Origin of the sequence: Fulvivirga kasyanovii (genome assembly GCF_009711405.1) — a bacterium.
Lineage (GTDB): Bacteria > Bacteroidota > Bacteroidia > Cytophagales > Cyclobacteriaceae > Fulvivirga > Fulvivirga kasyanovii.
In genome coordinates this window covers 11683-29371 of record NZ_SMLW01000679.1, presented here as the reverse complement: position 1 = coordinate 29371, position 17689 = coordinate 11683, and the positions used below count along the sequence as shown (strand labels likewise).

Here is a 17689-nt window from a genome sequence, read left to right as displayed (position 1 = left end):
TTACTAAACTTCCGAAAGTTTGGTAAAGCTGTACTGCCCTGAAGCACCGGCTGAGGGTAATAATCACAAAGCTGAGGTGCCCCCTTTCTGCGCATCACCTCATCCTGCAAAGGCTTGCTGGCATTAGCTTGAATGCCTTCTCCGCGCCGACAGAGGAAGTTTTGACATGGTTACCACTTCAGCAAATTCATTTCAATTCATTTTCAACCGACTCGTAACCGACCTTTTATAACATGGTAGCTGGCGCATATCATTTTAGAATGGAATATTAATTGTAATTATTTCCTTACAAATTATTAGATTTATAAAAAAGAAAAAGCACAACGCTTGATATAGTGCATGCGGGTTTTAGTAGTTTTCGAGAGTTACAGCTCGAAAAAAGATCGGGTGTAAATCGATTTGAAATTGCTTTGTAATTCTGCACGACACCACTGTAAAACGTTGCCTGCTGGTTACCAACCTGAAATATCTCCTTGTGGAAAATATCATTACATTCTTCACTAACATTATGCCTCTTTCTGAAAAAACAATTGGCCTAATGAGTAGTATTTTTGTTTCGGATGAACTCCGGAAAGGAGAATTCTTTATAAAGAAAGGTGAGTTCGCAAAAGAAATCGCTTTTTTAGAAACGGGTATTGTCAGGGCTTATTACATTAATATTGACGGCAAGGAATACAACAAAACCTTTTTTTCAGCTCCCTCTATTATAGGTTCGTATGCATCACTCATCAGTAAGCAAAAAAATGAGGTTGCCCAGCAGGCACTAACAGATTGTAAAATCTGGAAAGCTTCCTTTCAAAAAATTGAAGAACTATCGGAAGGTAATTATGAGATTGAGCGATTGCGAAGAACGATAGCCGAAAGCTTTTTTTTAAGCAATGAAAAAAAGGAAATTGAAATGGCCTTACTTGATGCTGATAAGCGCTATTTAATCCTGCGTGAAGAGTACCCCGGTATTGAACTAAAAATACCGCAGTATCATATTGCCGCTTACCTGGGTATCAGTCCGACACAATTAAGTAGAATAAGAAAGAGCCTATCCCGGTAGCTATATTCCTTTACATATGTAAATGCATTTAGCTTGTTTACAACCTTACTTTGCAATAGAGTTTATTAAACCCCCAAACTTTATTGTAATGGAAAATAAGGAAATTACTTTTTTTAGAACGCTGTTTATCATCTCAGCCATATGGAACCTCATAGGTGCAATTTTTGGCTACTTTAATACAGCATATACGTTTCAAGGTTTTTTTAACCGAGAACTATCAGACACGCTTTACTACGCAATATATCAAGGTGCCTGGGGCACAACTTTGGTGTATTTTATTGGTTATTCAATTGTTGCATATAATCCTCTCAGGCATACAGGTATTGTTATTGTAGGCGGAATAGGAAAAATTGGTTTTGCTATTTCATTGCTTAAACTTTATTTGTCAGACATAGCCGGCCCCGTTGTTTTTATAGTGATAATTGGTGATTTCATCTTTGCGCTTCTGTTTTTGTACTACTTCTTTCGATTATTCAAAACCGGGGAACCAATCTTGTAGACGATGGTAATAAACGTTAGGATCCTAGTATCGCTGATTAGCATTTTGACATTCTTTTTATTTGAGTCTAAAGCTCAGGGGGCATGGGAAATGGATAAGGACAAGGACGAAATAAAAATTTATACAAGAGATAAAAAAGGTTCAGATTTCAAATCCTTCAAGGGTATTGTACTCATAGAAACTTCCATGGTTGAAATCATTAAAGTATTGAGAGATGCCGACAACTATGCCAAATGGTATGGCTTCACTAAAACATCTAAGCTTTTGGAACAATATAAAGACGAGCAGTACAACTATGTTGAAACCATGTTCCCCTGGCCTTACAAAAATAGAGATATGGTCTATAAAATGTCAATTGACGCATCAAATCCTGATACAACCAAAATACACCTACTTGGAGTGCCAGATTATATACCTGAAAAGGATGGGATTGTGAGAATGCAAAAAGCAGAAGGATATATATTGTTGAGACCTCTGGGCAAGCAGATAGAAATTACCTACGTATTTCACTCCGAGCCTGGTGATAACGTGCCGGCGTGGCTGGCAAATAATTCAATTGCTGAACTCCCGTTTAAAACACTTTCAGGCTTAAGAACAATTCTTAAAGAAAAACAAGACAGCAGATAACAAATACTATCATTGCCACAGAGTCTTCGAGAGACTCTACTGGAAGTGAGGAGACAAACGCACCCAATCCTAAGAGGGCGCTATCTATCAGCAAAAGGTGTAGCCTTTTGTTAATTTAACCGAATAAGATATAAGCCCCGAAGGGGTGGGATTTCTGCGGTTTAGCAGTATCACTGCTGTCAATACTTCTTCGCGGTTAAGCTTTACCAAACTGCCAAAGTTTAGCAAAGCCGTTGTTTAGTAGTGTTAGCAATCATTCTGAACCAACACACATACCCATACTACTTTACAAAGTCGTACAGATAGCTATCAGCTTCCGACATTTCATAAAAGTTAAAAGGGTATCGATCTTTTATTTGCTTCATGGTATTGTAGCCGAAGTCATACGGAGGTAGGGAACTGTATACTTCCCCGGTTAGTTTTATGGCTTCCAGGTTTCGCAGTTGCAGGACTGGTTTTCTTAAAAGATCCATGGCCTGCATGTATTGCTCAAAAGTAGATTCCGGGTTTATTTTTAAAAGGACCAGGGCATTTTGTTCATATTTTTTAAAGAGGCTATATACGAAAGAACTTAGATGTTGAGGTGTTACTGGGTTTCCGTTGAGTAGCAAGCTATCAGGGTTAATATCCAGTTTAACTCTGTTATAGTTTTTAATTTCAGCCCCGAAATAGCAGGGGAGATCAGGAAACCGCACCTGACTTCCCGAGTATCCTAATGCCTTTAGAGAATCTACCTGCCCTGTAATAAAATCGCAGTTGACTGGTAAGAGAATATTTAAACCATATTTATCAAAGCCGGGATAATTAGCTGGATACCTGCTAAATCGCGGTGTTGAGACATACCTGATACGTCTAAAATTATTTGCTTTCAATATGTCTTTTAGCTCATTTACAAAATGCATTTTTACTGCACCGTCAATATGAAGCGCGACAATGTGGTCTTCTGCAAAATAAGCATCCACCCGATCACTTTCCTCTTTCAGGTAGTACACCAAATCCTGCTGATCTACGGAGCTAAAATGGCTGCTTTTATAATCCTTTAGAATAATTCTAGGGGTTAACGTATCTGTATACTGACTAAATCCTATATAAATGTGGCTTTTTACCGTACCGAAATCTGAGTTAATGTCCATTGCTTCGGTTTTGGGAGGCGTCACTCTATATTTATAAGAGATAGTTTTGGATAGTATGATTGTGTTGATCTTTGTATGATCTACAATGTTCAGCCGTGTGATAAGGAGACAGTTTGCAATAATTAATACGGTTGTGATGAAAATACATTTCAGCAACCGTCTGCGAAGCAGGCGGTACATATCCTGCCACAAATTCAGGTACATAAGCAGGGCAAATGCGATAAAGAAGTAGTAGTACTCACTGTAAAAATCTATATCGTAATGAATGGGTAGCGTCCAGAAGAGTATTCCTGCGAGTATAAAAGCTTTACCATAAAAGTATAGCCAATTCCAGATGTTGAAGTATTGATTTTTGAGGATAAGAAACGCACTAACCTTAAGTTTGGGCTCAGACCACCTTATCGAATTTTGGATTAAGAACTGTAATCCTGCACTGGCTCCAACAATGGAGGCAATTGCCGCATAAAAGAAGTTGTAGAATACAATTTCACCCTGCTTTAAAATGATTACGTTGCCCATGAGTTCATAAGCAAATAACCTAAACAACTCCATAAACTGAATCGAAAAGGCATAAAGAACCAGGGCTGTCAACAAGCCCAGCAGGATGCCGGTCAGTATCCACTGTCTGTTAAAATATCCGCTTGAAGATCTTAAAAACCCTTTGGAGATAGGCATAAATAAGTTAAAATGTGAAAAACTGAGTCTTTGAAAGAGTATAGGCGATATGGTCTTACAGGCCATATTTTAGCCTCATGGACTATTCTATCCTCACGAGTTCAGATTCCAACACCAATTCGTAGTCATCCGATGATGACCTCTGAGTGTATGAATTGTCGGTTGTTTTTATTATCTCGACAGTCAAATCTGAAAAATCCGGAAAATCCATATTCTGAGGGTTCTTTAATATTTTAACGAATTGAAGTCTGTAAGTACGCTCATTGATCCAATCCACCCTTAATTCCATGATTGTACCAAACTTTTCACTGTATTCTATTTGCTTTCCTGCTTTTCGCGTAATAATGAAATCGCCATATTCGGAGCTTAGCCTAAACTTTCCATTTCTAAAATCCTGGCAGTTGAGTTCCTGCCCATTGGCAGCAAGTGAGGACAAAACAAGTGCAATTAGTATAAGTAATTTATTCATGTAGAAGTAGTTAATAAAGGGATGATGTCTAAAATAGTTAAATTTTACTTTCTAATTAATTATATTTAAGGTCTTTAATTTCTGAAGAATGATAAAAATCGTCATATCCATTTGCCCGGTTTGCCAGTAAGTTTGTATTGTTAACTAATGCAATAGCACGATGAAGGACAGAATAGAACATACGCTGATTTATATAAAGAGTAATCTGCACAAACCACTTGATTTAAGCTTGTTGGCTGATGTGGCCTGTGTTTCTCCTGTCCACTTTCACCGTAGCTTTAAACAGGTTGTTGGATATACTCCGGGGCAGTATGTGGAACTTTGTAAGGTGAAGGAAGGGTTGGAACTGATTAAAGACCGAAACAATCAGGTTCAGGATATAGCCTTTCATCTCGGCTTCAAAAATTACGAAACATTCTCACGAACATTTAAAAAGCACTGTCACATTGCGCCGGGAGACCTTCAGTCCCTTTTATACCTTATCGGTGAAAATACAGAGGCCTCAGCCCCTTTAGTGGTGGCGGGTTCCCGTAACATTGAAGACCTGTATTATCTTACCAATGAAGCAATTACAAATTCAGTGTTCAGCAAAAGCCAACTCACCGATCTTCAGGTTTGCATCATTTCGCCCAGGGAAGGGTACACTGGCTCCCGCAAAGTGGAGTCACGATTTAATTTTGAGTTCGCTTTTGATCTATCTAAAACGTTAAGAGCCAGATTCCTGGATTGACTTTAATCATTATTTAATTCTTTAACTTATGAAAAGTGCTGCCGAAAGCAGAACCAGGCGCTTTATTGTGCTTGGTGATGGAAGAAAACTGTGTTATGCGGAATATGGAGACCCTGAGGGCTTCCCGGTCTTTTTGTTTCATGGCACGCCGGGATCGCGGCTATGGTACGCTGACGACAGCCATAATGCCCGGGCTATAGGACTACGCCTGATTGCTCCCGATCGTCCGGGTTACGGATTGTCTGACCCGAAGCCCGGAAGAACAATACTCGATTATGCTGATGATATTAAGGAGCTGGCGGATCAATTGAATGTCGACAGGTTTTCGGTGATGGGAGTTTCGGGGGGCGGTGTTTATGCAGCAGCCTGTGCCTACTGTATGCCGGAAAGGGTAGAAGTTGCGGGCCTGGTAGCCACGATCAACATGTTTAAAAACCGGAGGGCTCCAAAGGGGATGTGCAGGTCGAATCGCATGTTCTTCTGGTTGTCAGGTAAATGGCCGGCATTACTCAGGTATTCCTATAAATATCAGCGGGCCATGATCTATAAAAAGCCTGATAAATTTGTAAAGGGTACACAGTCAAACATGTCCCATCTTTGTGAAAGTGACCGGAAGGTGGTGCTGAGCGCAGGGTTTGCTGATTTCTATTTATTGCATATGAAAACAGCTTTTGAGTATTCTGCATATGAGGTGGTCAGGGAGGCCGCCATGTTATCCGGTGATTGGGGATTTGACAGCAGTCAAATTAAAACTAAGGTGGTAATCTGGCATGGCACCGATGATACACTGGCGCCCATTGAACCCATCAGAGAGCTGGCGGATTTGCTTCCTGATTGTAACGCACATTTCATTCAGGGTAAAGGACACTTTCTAGGTGCTGATGAAGGAGAAGAGGAATCGATGATCTGGCGTTCGCTGTTGTCACCCGAACAATTGCCTGTCTGATTAAGCAGGCTTGTAAACTTTTTGAAAACCCTCTCTGCCCTTTTCGGTAAGGAAGGGGTGGATGAGGTTAAAGTACAATTGCATGTAGTAGTCAACCTTGTCTTCTTCGTGGCCGGTATAGAAGGTTTCCGCATCAGACACCCATGAGTTGGTGATCATAAGCAGGGCATTCACCAGCATGTCCTTATGCTTTTGGGCTTTGAAGGGCTTCATGTAGCCCTGCTCTACAAGAAAATCACCAACATTATGAAGCAGCTCCCGGCGCATTTGCATTTGCTGCTGAGCATGCCTTTTGATATGGTCGAAGTGCCTTACCACTTTGGTAATACCCAGATAAATAAACTTGTAGCGATAGATCTCTTCAAACAAAACTTTGAGCCGGCTTAGCATAAATTCAAAATTCAGCACCTCTTTCTCAATATTCTTAAACTGGTCATCTACACGCTGCTGCATATTGAAGTAAAGTTGAAGAATGATGTCGTCCTTCCTGGGAAAATGATAACATAGGTTGCCATAGCTGATGCCCAGCTCATCGCTGATATGTTTACTTGAAACGGCAGTTATGCCTTTTTCATTAAACAGTTGAAGAGCCTTTTCCAATATTCTTTCCTTAGTCCCCATGTATCCCGCAGTTTATAGACAATACTATAAAAATAATACGAATTAAAAAATTAGGCATTTATGCCTAATTATGCTCTATGGTAATTATCTTTGTTTTAGGCATAAATGCCTAATTGTGTGATTATGACTAAAGAGATGCTGGAAAAATACCTCAACCCGGGAACATATATTAATTCTGATCACCCGGATGTGATCAGATTTGTGCAGGAGAAAACGGCAAGATATGACACTGTCAACGATAAAATAAAAGCGCTTTACTATGCAGTAAGGGATGGCTTCTGGTATGACCCTTACCGGCTCGATTTTACTAAGGAAGCCATTAAGGCCAGCCATATCGTTAGTCGCAATTATGGCTACTGTATTGAAAAAAGCGGACTGTTTGCAGCCGGAGCCCGCGTTTTAGGGGTTCCGTCCCGAATGGGCTTTGCCAACGTGAAAAACCATATCGGTACGGCCAAACTTGAGGAAGTGTTGAAAACCAATCTTTTGGTTTTTCATGGTTATGCAGAGATATGGCTGAATGACCAATGGGTCAAGGTTACGCCCGTGTTCAATAAAGGCCTTTGCGATAAATTGAACGTGGAGCCTTTGGAATTTGATGGTCACGAGCATGCCGTATTTCAGCAGTACAGCAAATCAGGAGGGAAATTCATGGAGTATGTACACGATTATGGCACTTTCAATGATATACCGTATGATATGTTCATTGACGAGCTGGTCAGGCATTATCCACATTTGGCCAAAGTTATTATAGATCAGCGTTCGATTAATCTTAATGTACCTGAAAGCTTATCGGCCATTAAATCATAAAAGCCGGCTCCTTGACCGGAACCGGCTTTTGACACACAAGCAGTTACTCTACCACGAATTTTCTGGTAATCTTTTTATTACCCTGGCTAAGCTGTAGAATATACAAACCAGGCTCTATATCACTCAGGGCATTCCATTGCACGTCAACCTTTCCCAGTTTGTTCTCCAGATCAAATTGTTTCACTTTTCGGCCAAACAGGTCATAAACTTCCAGCGTGGCGTTTTCTGATTTAACCTGTACCTGAATATTAACACTGTTTTTGGCAGGGTTGGGATAAATATTGTCAATCGACAATGATGACGGTTCCGTGGCTGACTTTCGGACAGGTTCACCTGCTACGGCAATACTGGTAAGAACGGTTTTGGCAAACGAGTTTCCCTCAGCATTCACCACAATATCGTAGATCCCTGCGTACAGGTTCTCATTGATATCTGCGATGTACTTTCCACCAATTTCCCTGAACGATACAATTATTGTGCTATCATCTGTTCGCTTCAGTTTCAGGTCAGTAGTACGTGTAATAGTGCCTGTAACAGTAGCCTCTTTCACATGGGCATTATTTGTAGCCGAGAGGGTCAGGGAGAGTTGGATGGTTTCCCCGGATTGATAAATCAATTTATTGTCAGACAGACCTGTATTTAAGTGTGCCTCTATGCCACCTTCGGTAGAGATAAGGGCAGTAAATGGTTCGTCAGATTCTATCCAATATTTACCCTGGTCGTCGGGTGCAAATTCGTAAACCGTTTGCAGGTTGTTGCCTTGCAGCCGTTCAGCTATAGGGCTTTTGGCCTGAATAGTCCTTCCATTTTCACTTTTTACAATGTGTCCATTGCCCTTTCCTGAAATTAATATGGATACCTTTTGTACGTTATCTTCTATCATAAAAGCGCTTTTACCCGAGCCGCCGGTGATTATTTGCATGCTGCTCACCACATTGGCGTTAGGGTTATACCGCGTGGGAGTGGGGCTGCTTTGATTTACATTATTGAGGTTAGCCTTAATGTGTGGCCAGGCCTTGCTTCCCCGGGTGATTTCATAGTGATCCAGGTTGGTTTCGTCTGGTCCGGTGTAGTAAGGGATAAATCCAAGCAGGTACTCTTTTCTCTGCCCGCCAAACAGCTCCGTACCACCGGGCCTCCTGCTGCCGGAGTAGGGGACTACACCGTCATTTCCCCCCGAGGCTTTGCTGCCACCGGCAAGGTAGAGGTAGCCCTGGGGAATGATAAGCCTGTTGAGCGGACCGTTGCCCCAGGCACCCATGGTGGTGTAGTGTACTGTATTGTTAATGTGTTCATCCGTAAGCGAACGGAAATAATTCATATAGCCTCGTTTCAGACAAACCGTGGCATCATTGTTTTGCATGAATATGATGTTGACAAGGCTGAGCAATACACTGTTGGCCAACTCGGCAATACCCGTTCCGTAATGAGGGGCACTGAGTGTGAATACCTGCGAAACTTTTGTATTGGCACCGGAATGCACCAGGGCTGCGTCGATATCAACAGCACCTTTACTCCATCCGACCAGTACGATCTCGCTGTTTCCATAGCGGGCGATGATCCGGTCGAGCATATTGGCAAGCATATGGCCGTTAGTCCACATGTGTCGGTTTGGGGTCAGGGATACGAATGCAGATCGGTAGCCATCGCGGTAAACATCCCAGTACATATTATCATCGCCTTTAAACCAGACGCTGGCATTGGTAGCGTAGCCATGCACAAATACCATAACGGGTTTATCCTGAGCATTGGGAGGGATTTGTCCATAGTATATGGTATTAACATCGTCGCCTTCCCACAAGTCAATGCCGACTGGTATAAGTTGTACGCCCTCATCAGTATCCGGATGGCTAAGGTTTATCTCCCGGGGCGTCCCATAGTCTTCTATGTCAGGATTATCAAATTGTGCGTGTGCTTCATGTAAAAGGAGCAGCATTATCAACAGCAGTAAATTGAATTTGGTTTTCATAGGGTTAGGGTTTAGGTTGGGGGTTTATTTTATCTGGTATGCATGCATACCATTAATCTTAATTTACAAATTATTGAACCCTTAATCAATGGGGATTTGCTGCACAGGCGGGGTAAAACTGGCATTTGTAATATATTGTTAAAATCTCAGGCTCATGCTGTATGAAAAAATGATATTTTAATGTTGAAAAATGTTTATTTGATAATACTTTTGTGACACGTTGGTTTTTCTCTGTAAAAAATGAAGTACTCCCTTTTTTAGCTTTTCTTGTTCTATTTGTATTTACCTCAGCACAGGCCCAGTTTGAAGAAAATTATACTCCGATGGATTCCCTTTCCGGAGAGCAGTATGTATTGATCACTGCTATTGAGGCGGACATTGCAGCACTGAAAAAAAATGCCCCCAGGCAGGTGCGGTCGGAGATGAAGGATATCTACGACAGCCGGGCCGAGTCATTGATATCGCTGATTAAATCCGGCCATTTTCTGAGTGATAAAGAATTGAACGCTATTATTCGGGATATTTATGAAGAAATAAAAACAACCAATCCTCATGAGGGCTATCCGGTAAGATTACTGATATCAAGGTCGCCGGCAGTTAACGCTCAATGTTGGGGTGAGGGTACTATGGTAATTAACCTGGGTCTCTTAGGCAGGGTATCTTCCCGGGATGAGCTGGCCTTTGTAATGGCACACGAAATGGCCCACCAGCTCCTGGACCATGCTAACCTGAGGATCAGGGCTTCAATGGAGCGCCTGAGCGATAAAAATTTAAAAACGGCCGTGGAAGAGTCAGGTAAGCTGGAAGTGCTGAGGAGTCTTACTTATGAAGGTTACAGGTACTCCAGGCAATATGAAAAGCAGGCGGATTCGCTTGCCGTTGAACTGCTGAGAAACACCAAATATAATTGGAAGATCTATGACGGAGTACTCACTATGCTCGATTCATCGGCTTATCCTGAGTATCGTAACAAACCTGATATCAGGAAATTTTTCAACTTCACGCAATACCCGTTTAACGATTCCTGGCTTTCCAAACCGAAGAGTGCATTTGGTAAAAGCAGTGGCGACAGCTTTATATTTAACCCCGACTCCGTTCAGTCCCATCCGGATATAGCCTTAAGGATACAATATCTGGATTCATTGTTCAAGGGGGAGGCCAGGGCTACGTCGTACAAACTGCCCGAGAGCCTGCAACAGCGGGTTGACATGGAGATACCATACAGCACTTTTATGCTCGAAGATTATGGACAGGCCATGTTTTATACATTACAGATGCTGGAAAAGTATCCTGACAACAAGTTTCTAAAATCCCTGCTGGCGCAGCTTTTCCTAAACCTCTATACAGCCAGAAAAGAACATACTTTTAGCCGGTATGTCTCTGTATCTAAATATCAGCCTCATCTGATGGAAGATGTGTACACATTTTTAAACAATCTCCGGCTTTCAGAGATAGGTTACATTGCTTTCAATTATATCAACAGAGATAGTTTTTTCAACAAAGAGGATGAAGGCCATTACCGGATGCTCTGGAAAATCAGTCATGAAATGGAGATCGAAGATGTACGCGACAAAGTAGAGGCCGCTTACACTGAGAAGTTTCCACATTCTGCCAAATTATCCGGGAATTAACACCTATGAATTTTTTATCACACTCTATACTTTAACAACTTATAATGAGAAAATTAGTATTTCTTCTCTGTATGCTGATGACATCGGCTGCAGTTAACTTTAATGCAAATGCCCAGGGCAGGAAGTTTGACGATATCCTTAGCATCAGATTAAGAAGCTCAGGTACTATCGTAGAAAACAATGAGGTCAGAGGATACTTCATGTTTTACAACGTGGACAAAGGAGCCAAAGGCAAAAACATTTACTTACTGAGGATCCTTGATGAAAACCTTGAGGACTTTAAAACCACAACCATTGAGGAAAGCAAATATGTGACCTTGCTGGAAAGCGTTTACAATGGAGAGGCTATTATGCTTAAATTCATTGATTTTAAAGGTAAGCGCCTGATTTTTATGAGTTATGATAAGAATGCTGAGTTGGTCAGCAAAACAGAGAGAGAAGCAGACAGGATGGAGCTGGCCTACTACAATAATGTGGTTAGTACGAACCAGGAGGCCAATTTCCTTGCCGATATTACCGGTAAAGGTTTTGCTGATTACGCCATGATCAACTCTGGTAAAGGGTATGCCATCAATTTTATATCTTCAGAAAAAGGCGGTAAGAACTGGAACAAGGTTTCTACCAATACCAAAACTTACGAGAGTGCTGCTTATCTGTGTAATTCAGAGGACCTGATCTTTAACCTTGTGGCAAAGCGTCCGGGGCGTATGAGCACTAAAGTTGAATTTGCCGTTAATGCTTACGACATAGAGACTGGTGTTAAGGCGTTCGAAACTGACTTTAAATCTGAAAAATATAGCGCACAACCTTTAAATGCGTATTACAATAAAGAGTCAGGTCTGGTGAACATCATCGGTATATATTATGAACCGGATGTTAAAGCCATCAAGGACAATGGACTTGGCCTTTTTAATTACAGAATAGATCGCCAGGGTAATATTGTAAGTGAAAAATACCTGAGCTGGGCACAGGATTTCAGAAAGTTCGTGACAGTGGATAATGACGGCCGGGTAAGCAATGACAAGAAAAACGGGTTTATCTTCTTCCACGATATTATTCAAAACCCTGACGGATCAATCATTGCAGTGGGTGAGCAATACAAAGGCTGCTGATGCGGCAGGCATAGCCATGAGGGCAATGGGCGGCGGAGCCAGTACAGTGAAAATGGTTATCAACGATATGATCATATTCCACTTTAACAAAGACTTTGGTATCAACACTGTGGAGTTTGTGGAGAAAACAAAGAGTGACTTCACTTTGCCTTACGGCTATGGCTTTGCCAATATCCATATGCTCAGCAACATGGTGAAAGCCTATGGCGGGTTTGATTATTCATTTACCAGCAAGAGTACGGAAAAAGGTACCGCATCTATTGGTTATGTAGATTACGAAAAGAAGCAAGGAGCAAAGAACGAATTTGTTTTTGGAGCTATCACTTATTACAACGGTAAATTCTCAAGTGACAAAATACCTTTGGGAAGACCCAAAGGCAGGGATTGGGTGAGAGTAATGCCCGGTAAGCCAGGCTATGTGGTACTCTTTGCTTATGACAGAAAGGAAAAATCTTTAGAGGTTCGTCAGGAAAAGATCAACTACTAGTGTGTAAATAATGAACTAAAGAGGCCTCAAAGCATAATTGTTTTGAGGCTTCTTTATTTTTAGAAGAGGAGAATGGTTGACCCTGCCAATCTCATCTGGTCCTTATCCTGTTCCAAAAATAAGATGGTTTAAAACTTTTATACCCTTTTGCACATTTACATAGTAAAAGTGGATACCAACGGATAAATATGAATTTCAACTTAAAAGGAGGGGCCTTGCTCATTGGTTCATTATTTTGGCAGGATGATCTTGTTCTGGATTCTGGTGATCAAATAAGAAAGCGCTGGAGGCAGAGCAGGTTAAAATTAAAAGAGACTGTTGATGTACAGGTACCGATCCGGTACGGCCGGTTTTCATTGCGCAATACCTACACTATGATCTTCGATAAGCGAGTAAAGCCCGGTGTGGCCAAAGCTGTACCTTTCAGCAACACCAACATCGCTCATTTTGGGGAAATTAAGGAAGAGGTGACGGCCATATCCCGTGCGGAAGGGCAATTCGATAATAGTTTTATCAAAAGTGAAAGGGCCTGGTGTGTTTGTACCGTTCTATTAAATCCGGCCATAGACAAGTTAACAAGAATTCACGTTTTGGAACAATGGCAAAACGAACTGCAGACGAACGAGCCGGGGTACCGGTATTTTAGTAATAATACGGAAAGATACAGCGTGCACAGCACAGGTGAACTTGATGCACCCTGGCCTAAGGAGGCAGCAGGTTTTGACTTTTTAATAGCCACAGCTACCAAAGAAAAGAAACGCGAAGGAGTTGGTGAGGTATCAGCCGAGGAAATAGCCAGACATGTGCACAACAGGCCTTATTTTCACCCCAACCTGAAGCATGGGATAAGTACCTACCAGGATGAAGAGATCAAAAGGTTCCTTTAGTGGTTAGGTTACAGACATCTGCTTTTGGATGCAGAGGGAAACTTCATGGGCCTTCTCTACGATCATTAAATGCCCGCCATCCCAGATTTCTTCATAATTGATCCCGATATGCATTTTCAATAGCCTGTCCCGCTCGCCATGGATGCGGACGAGTTTTGCCGGGATATTTTCATTTTGCCAATGAGCTATCTGTTTTATCGCCCACTTCATAAAGTGTATATCCGTTGATTTAAGGATTGAGCGTAAAAGTGCTTTGCCTTCTGCCGTGTCGATCCCAAAAAAGTAATTGGCCAAAAAGGAGGGAGGCTTTAGCGTCCATGTCGGTAGAAGATCAATAATTCCGGTTTTGCCGACCACTCTTGCCAATTGCGGAAGCTCTTTGTGAGTAGCGGCAGAACTGATGATGATGGTTTTTTCCGGTTTGATGAATTTGTTCATTTCAACAGCCACCATACCTCCAAAAGAAACACCCAATAGCACAAACGGCTGGGTTTGATCTATCTGGGCTATAAGTCGCAGAACATAATCAGAAAGCCGCTCCCTTCGGAGTGGGGCCAACCATTGTATGGGCACTATGTCCATTTGAAGATACTGAAAAACCCTTTCGTCAGCTCCGAGTCCGGGTATGCCGTATATGGTCATTTAGCGGATAATTGCTTGAATTCAGATTAATACCCGTACTCTTTCAAATCTTCAATATACAGCCTGGCCTGCTCTTTCCAGTCCTCACGCAGGTATTCATATGGCGTGTAGGATTGGTGCCCTTCAAAGTCCAGTGTACTACTGCCCACAGGATAGAATCCTGAGAGGCCAATATACTTTTCATCCTGATCATAATTGTACCAGAAGGAAAATACGTAGACTTTGGTATCGTCTATTACAAGGTGGCCGAGTAATTCGACCTGATCAGGGACTTCATCTTCATAGGTCATGAATTCATAGAAGCACGTTCTGGCAAACTCCTGCTGGCTTCTGTACTTCTTAGGTATTTTATTGGTCTTGCCTGCTTTTACGAGGCTCTCCATAATAGAATAGCGCGTGTCCATGGCCGTCAGCAGCTCATCAAGCAGTTTGTCATCCACTTCAATATCATTGAAAATCTGTGCCGTGACAGCACGGGTGCGCATCCATCCGGTGATCTTACTGGCCAGAAGCTGTTCTGTAAATTTTGAGGCAAAGCTCTTGTTTTTAATGCTGTTGGCCAGCCTCAGGTATTGCGTAATGTTAGGGTCGTAGTGATAGTTATATTCTGAAGTATCAGCATCCACAATCTCGATATAGCTGTTCAGGTCTTCAAAGGCAAAACGGGTAAGCTGGTCTAGCTGACCAGCAATAAGAGCTACCTGTTGTGTACTGTCCGACTCTGCCATGCCGGAAGCTATGGATAAAATATTGGAGCGGTATTCTTCGTTTTCCATTAGCTCCAGGAGCTTGTCAAAATGCCTGACTGCGAGATCAAGCGAATCTGTAAAAGTGCGGAATACAGCCCAGTCCTTTTTTCCCAACTGGGCAGGGGTGTGGTTAATGAACAGCTCCAAAAAGACCTCTAAGCCCTCATCATTCGGGAATTTAATAGCACTTGACAGGATATGGGCTTTGATGATGTCGTTGGTCTTTTTGTTTTCGTATAGCTTCTTTAAAAAGCGTAATGATGATGGTTCGCCGATGTCTGCCAGTTCCTCTATCATTTTGCATCTTGCACCGCCTTCTATGCTATCGTCAGCATAGGTGGTGTTCAGGCCTTCATAGAGCAGAGGCAGGTCTTCACGGGTGAATTCGTAATAATTGAATGCACCGAGAGATGCCTGATAAACCGTGCTGTCGGCAGATTTTAGTCCTTTAATGATCTTGTCAGCTTTAGAGGCATAGACATCAAAGCTGCTAAGCTTCTTGGGGCGGGTATAGGAGTTAAAAAATGTATTTGACGCATTGTTGAAAAGAGCTTCTTCTGCAACATAGGCAGCCATGTAAAAGAGCTTTTTATCGTCAAGCCAGAAGCGGTAGCGTGTCTTTTGCTGGTTATATTTATTAATGGCAACCACCTCTTTACCCGGGGCTCCGTTAAGCACAACATCTTTCGAGCTCACCAGGGAGTCCGTCCAGCCCAGAATGTTATCATCGATGATCCTGGTGTAGAAACTATCTAAATGAGTCACTTTAAAAAAATCTTTTAACTCACTGAATTCCAGTGAGTAAACACCTCCTGTTTTGCCATCCTTTAAAGTATAGGTAGTGGTGTTGGCTGTATACCACGTATGGTCAACCGCGGAGTCGACAGAGACCTGCCGCTGAGGAAATATTTTCAGCTTGAAGTTCTCCCCATCCGGAGTATGCTCTTCCAGTTCTTCATCGTCAAAGGGTATGAACTCAAATGAATCGAGAAAGTGATTTTGTCGCAGGTGCCGTTCATTTTCGTTCAGGTTTTGGTGCAGTACTTTGTACACCCTGTTGCCCCGGATGTACACTCTGCAAACGGTATAATATTTATCCGCCAGCATGACCTCATACTCTCTGCCTTCCACGCCTTGCAGCCAGATGGTATCAGGCTCCGAGAGCAGGTTGCCTACAGTGTTATATTCCTCTACCAGCGACTTGAAAACTTCCTGTCTGTCGTCGAGGTAGTAACCAAGGGGATAGTCATTATAGGCCACCATGTAGTTGGACATATTCCTGATATCGGTAGAAATGATTAGGTCAAGTTTGTTATTGCTTTCTTCATAAGTTCTTTGAGTTTCCTTAGGAGGAATAGGAAAAAGGGCCTTAAATGCTGCGTCTTTATTGCTATAGGCCTGCCATTCAGCAGCTTTAAGCCTTTGAGGCTCAAATGTTCGCAGAGAGCTGAAAAAGTAATTGACGTAGTCTTTGTCTGGCTCGGTTTCTTTTCTGTTTACATACTGGCAGTAGACAATATTATTCTTGATGGTAATATGCAGGATCATGTGCTCTGTCGCACTTTCACCGATAACTTCGGTTGCAGGCATCCCATTTTTCGTCACTTCCCTCTTTTGAGTAACTTCAAAACCACTTTTTTCCTTAAACCCATCTACCATTTTATCTACAATCTCCTCACGGTTAACTGTTTTGCTGGCTCCACGGAGGTCTATGGTCATCACAAAAAAGCCGGTTTCCGAGATCAGGTCAGGGTACATCATCATGTTAAGGCCGGGAAAGATATCGGCAGGTATCGGAATTCCAGGCATCTTTAAGGCGTAGCCAAGCTCTTCGTCCCTGAAATCATGCCATTGCATTTTCAACGGGTCTATTTTATATGATTCAGCTACGCCGGTGAAAGTTGCATCTACTTTGCTTACCGTATAACCCTCTTTTCTAAGCATATGGATGACACCATTCTCACCCGGCAAATGGGCACACCCTACAGCCGCAAAGGTAGGTGACTGGTGCATGAGGCGTTTCATGCTGTTGGTCATTACACGGTTTCTGCGGATCATGATCGAGTCCATGATGCCGTATTGTTCTACCATCCTTTGTATTTCTTCAATGTTGCCCCGGCTGTAGACGTCCGTCATGTAGTCCAGGCTGCGGCGGTAATCTTCGGTGTTTGACTCCAGTACTTCCATCAGTTCCTGCTTTTGCTCTTCCCGTGAGGCACCAAAGAAGATGTCCGTTTGGTCTTCTACCTTCTCCAGTCCAAACACCTCTTTTTGTAGTGTTTTGGCTATCCCATAGAGGTAGGCATCAACAAAAGTCTGTTTATCATCCGGTTTACTGTCCGAAGGGGTCAGGAGCGAACGGATCAATATCGGGTTTTTTATATTGAGCTTGTCCAGGTCAAAGCCCTTCTCTTCTTTGAAGCGCTCATTGAGTTTTTCATATTCATTGTCATCAAAGAGGTGCCTGAAAGTCTGGTCGTCTTCAAAGTATTTGTTGAAAACATTATTGAGCATAGAGTCCGGCTGGAGTTCGAGTGCAAAATAATCGGTTTTTTCAATGGCATATAGAACAGAATCGCTGAAGTTAAAGGCGCGTGCATCTTTCACATGCATGGTGCCGAAAAGATAGGAAGGGGATTTAAGCCCGTTTCCAT

General features: G+C 42.3%; 14 protein-coding genes and 1 pseudogene. 9 read left to right on the top strand and 6 right to left on the bottom strand.

Going from position 1 to position 17689, the window contains the following annotated elements:
- Nucleotides 1–538 precede the first annotated feature (538 nt).
- From E1163_RS29655 to E1163_RS29645, 3 genes are all read left to right on the top strand, one after another.
- Nucleotides 539–1048, top strand: a complete 510-nt coding sequence (locus tag E1163_RS29655) for a Crp/Fnr family transcriptional regulator (RefSeq protein ID WP_246223986.1) — start codon at nucleotides 539–541, stop codon at nucleotides 1046–1048.
- 88 nt (nucleotides 1049–1136) lie between these two features.
- Entirely contained in the window at nucleotides 1137–1547 is a 411-nt protein-coding gene (locus tag E1163_RS29650; RefSeq protein ID WP_155177328.1) for a hypothetical protein, read from the top strand.
- Nucleotides 1548–1550: 3 nt separating this feature from the next.
- On the top strand, nucleotides 1551–2174 hold the full coding sequence (locus tag E1163_RS29645; RefSeq protein ID WP_155177325.1) for an START domain-containing protein: 624 nt from the start codon (nucleotides 1551–1553) through the stop codon (nucleotides 2172–2174).
- 281 nt (nucleotides 2175–2455) lie between these two features.
- Here the strand turns inward: E1163_RS29645 and E1163_RS29640 are convergent, their stop codons facing one another.
- Nucleotides 2456–3982 carry a hypothetical protein gene (locus E1163_RS29640; protein ID WP_155177323.1) on the bottom strand — a complete coding sequence of 509 codons (1527 nt, stop codon included), beginning with the start codon at nucleotides 3980–3982 and terminating at the stop codon, nucleotides 2456–2458.
- An 82-nt stretch (nucleotides 3983–4064) separates the two neighbouring features.
- Nucleotides 4065–4451 carry a hypothetical protein gene (locus E1163_RS29635; RefSeq protein ID WP_155177322.1) on the bottom strand — a complete coding sequence of 129 codons (387 nt, stop codon included), beginning with the start codon at nucleotides 4449–4451 and terminating at the stop codon, nucleotides 4065–4067.
- A 160-nt stretch (nucleotides 4452–4611) separates the two neighbouring features.
- Between E1163_RS29635 and E1163_RS29630 the strand changes: the two genes are divergently transcribed.
- Both E1163_RS29630 and E1163_RS29625 read left to right on the top strand, forming a co-directional pair.
- Nucleotides 4612–5181, top strand: a complete 570-nt coding sequence (locus E1163_RS29630) for a helix-turn-helix transcriptional regulator (RefSeq protein WP_155177321.1) — start codon at nucleotides 4612–4614, stop codon at nucleotides 5179–5181.
- A gap of 28 nt (nucleotides 5182–5209) precedes the next feature.
- Nucleotides 5210–6127, top strand: coding sequence for an alpha/beta fold hydrolase (locus E1163_RS29625; protein WP_155177319.1), 918 nt, complete (start codon nucleotides 5210–5212; stop codon nucleotides 6125–6127).
- Here the strand turns inward: E1163_RS29625 and E1163_RS29620 are convergent, their stop codons facing one another.
- Entirely contained in the window at nucleotides 6128–6748 is a 621-nt protein-coding gene (locus tag E1163_RS29620; RefSeq protein WP_155177317.1) for a TetR/AcrR family transcriptional regulator, read from the bottom strand.
- A gap of 123 nt (nucleotides 6749–6871) precedes the next feature.
- On the opposite strand from E1163_RS29620, the gene E1163_RS29615 reads away from it, so the two are divergent.
- On the top strand, nucleotides 6872–7558 hold the full coding sequence (locus E1163_RS29615) for a transglutaminase-like domain-containing protein (RefSeq protein ID WP_246223985.1): 687 nt from the start codon (nucleotides 6872–6874) through the stop codon (nucleotides 7556–7558).
- 43 nt (nucleotides 7559–7601) lie between these two features.
- On the opposite strand, the gene E1163_RS29610 is transcribed toward E1163_RS29615, so the two are convergent.
- A complete protein-coding gene (locus E1163_RS29610; protein ID WP_155177315.1) occupies nucleotides 7602–9527 on the bottom strand; it encodes a T9SS type A sorting domain-containing protein in 1926 nt (641 codons plus the stop codon).
- A gap of 323 nt (nucleotides 9528–9850) precedes the next feature.
- Between E1163_RS29610 and E1163_RS29605 the strand changes: the two genes are divergently transcribed.
- The 3 genes and pseudogenes from E1163_RS29605 (at nucleotide 9851) to E1163_RS29590 (ending at nucleotide 13644) form a co-directional block, all read left to right on the top strand.
- Nucleotides 9851–11158, top strand: a complete 1308-nt coding sequence (locus E1163_RS29605) for a M48 family metallopeptidase (RefSeq protein ID WP_155177313.1) — start codon at nucleotides 9851–9853, stop codon at nucleotides 11156–11158.
- A gap of 44 nt (nucleotides 11159–11202) precedes the next feature.
- A pseudogene (locus tag E1163_RS29600) lies at nucleotides 11203–12757 on the top strand (DUF6770 family protein).
- Between the two features lie 188 nt (nucleotides 12758–12945).
- On the top strand, nucleotides 12946–13644 hold the full coding sequence (locus E1163_RS29590) for a hypothetical protein (RefSeq protein WP_155177307.1): 699 nt from the start codon (nucleotides 12946–12948) through the stop codon (nucleotides 13642–13644).
- Nucleotides 13645–13647: 3 nt separating this feature from the next.
- On the opposite strand, the gene E1163_RS29585 is transcribed toward E1163_RS29590, so the two are convergent.
- Together E1163_RS29585 and E1163_RS29580 are read right to left on the bottom strand one after the other, a co-directional pair.
- Nucleotides 13648–14286 (bottom strand): alpha/beta hydrolase, encoded by a 639-nt coding sequence (locus E1163_RS29585; protein WP_155177305.1) that lies wholly within the window; start codon nucleotides 14284–14286, stop codon nucleotides 13648–13650.
- A gap of 26 nt (nucleotides 14287–14312) precedes the next feature.
- A partial coding sequence (locus E1163_RS29580) for a TraB/GumN family protein (RefSeq protein WP_155177405.1) occupies nucleotides 14313–17689 on the bottom strand: 3377 nt, incomplete at its 5' end.

What these genes read in the sequence shown, in the direction of transcription:
- E1163_RS29615 (WP_246223985.1), top strand. Translation starts at nt 6,872, where the DNA reads ATGACTAAAGAGATGCTGGAAAAATACCTCAACCCGGGAACATATATT.
- E1163_RS29650 (WP_155177328.1), top strand. Translation starts at nt 1,137, where the DNA reads ATGGAAAATAAGGAAATTACTTTTTTTAGAACGCTGTTTATCATCTCA.
- E1163_RS29635 (WP_155177322.1), bottom strand. Translation starts at nt 4,451, where the DNA reads ATGAATAAATTACTTATACTAATTGCACTTGTTTTGTCCTCACTTGCT.
- E1163_RS29625 (WP_155177319.1), top strand. Translation starts at nt 5,210, where the DNA reads ATGAAAAGTGCTGCCGAAAGCAGAACCAGGCGCTTTATTGTGCTTGGT.
- E1163_RS29645 (WP_155177325.1), top strand. Translation starts at nt 1,551, where the DNA reads ATGGTAATAAACGTTAGGATCCTAGTATCGCTGATTAGCATTTTGACA.
- E1163_RS29620 (WP_155177317.1), bottom strand. Translation starts at nt 6,748, where the DNA reads ATGGGGACTAAGGAAAGAATATTGGAAAAGGCTCTTCAACTGTTTAAT.
- E1163_RS29655 (WP_246223986.1), top strand. Translation starts at nt 539, where the DNA reads ATGAGTAGTATTTTTGTTTCGGATGAACTCCGGAAAGGAGAATTCTTT.
- E1163_RS29630 (WP_155177321.1), top strand. Translation starts at nt 4,612, where the DNA reads ATGAAGGACAGAATAGAACATACGCTGATTTATATAAAGAGTAATCTG.
- E1163_RS29610 (WP_155177315.1), bottom strand. Translation starts at nt 9,527, where the DNA reads ATGAAAACCAAATTCAATTTACTGCTGTTGATAATGCTGCTCCTTTTA.
- E1163_RS29590 (WP_155177307.1), top strand. Translation starts at nt 12,946, where the DNA reads ATGAATTTCAACTTAAAAGGAGGGGCCTTGCTCATTGGTTCATTATTT.
- E1163_RS29640 (WP_155177323.1), bottom strand. Translation starts at nt 3,982, where the DNA reads ATGCCTATCTCCAAAGGGTTTTTAAGATCTTCAAGCGGATATTTTAAC.
- E1163_RS29585 (WP_155177305.1), bottom strand. Translation starts at nt 14,286, where the DNA reads ATGACCATATACGGCATACCCGGACTCGGAGCTGACGAAAGGGTTTTT.
- E1163_RS29605 (WP_155177313.1), top strand. Translation starts at nt 9,851, where the DNA reads ATGGATTCCCTTTCCGGAGAGCAGTATGTATTGATCACTGCTATTGAG.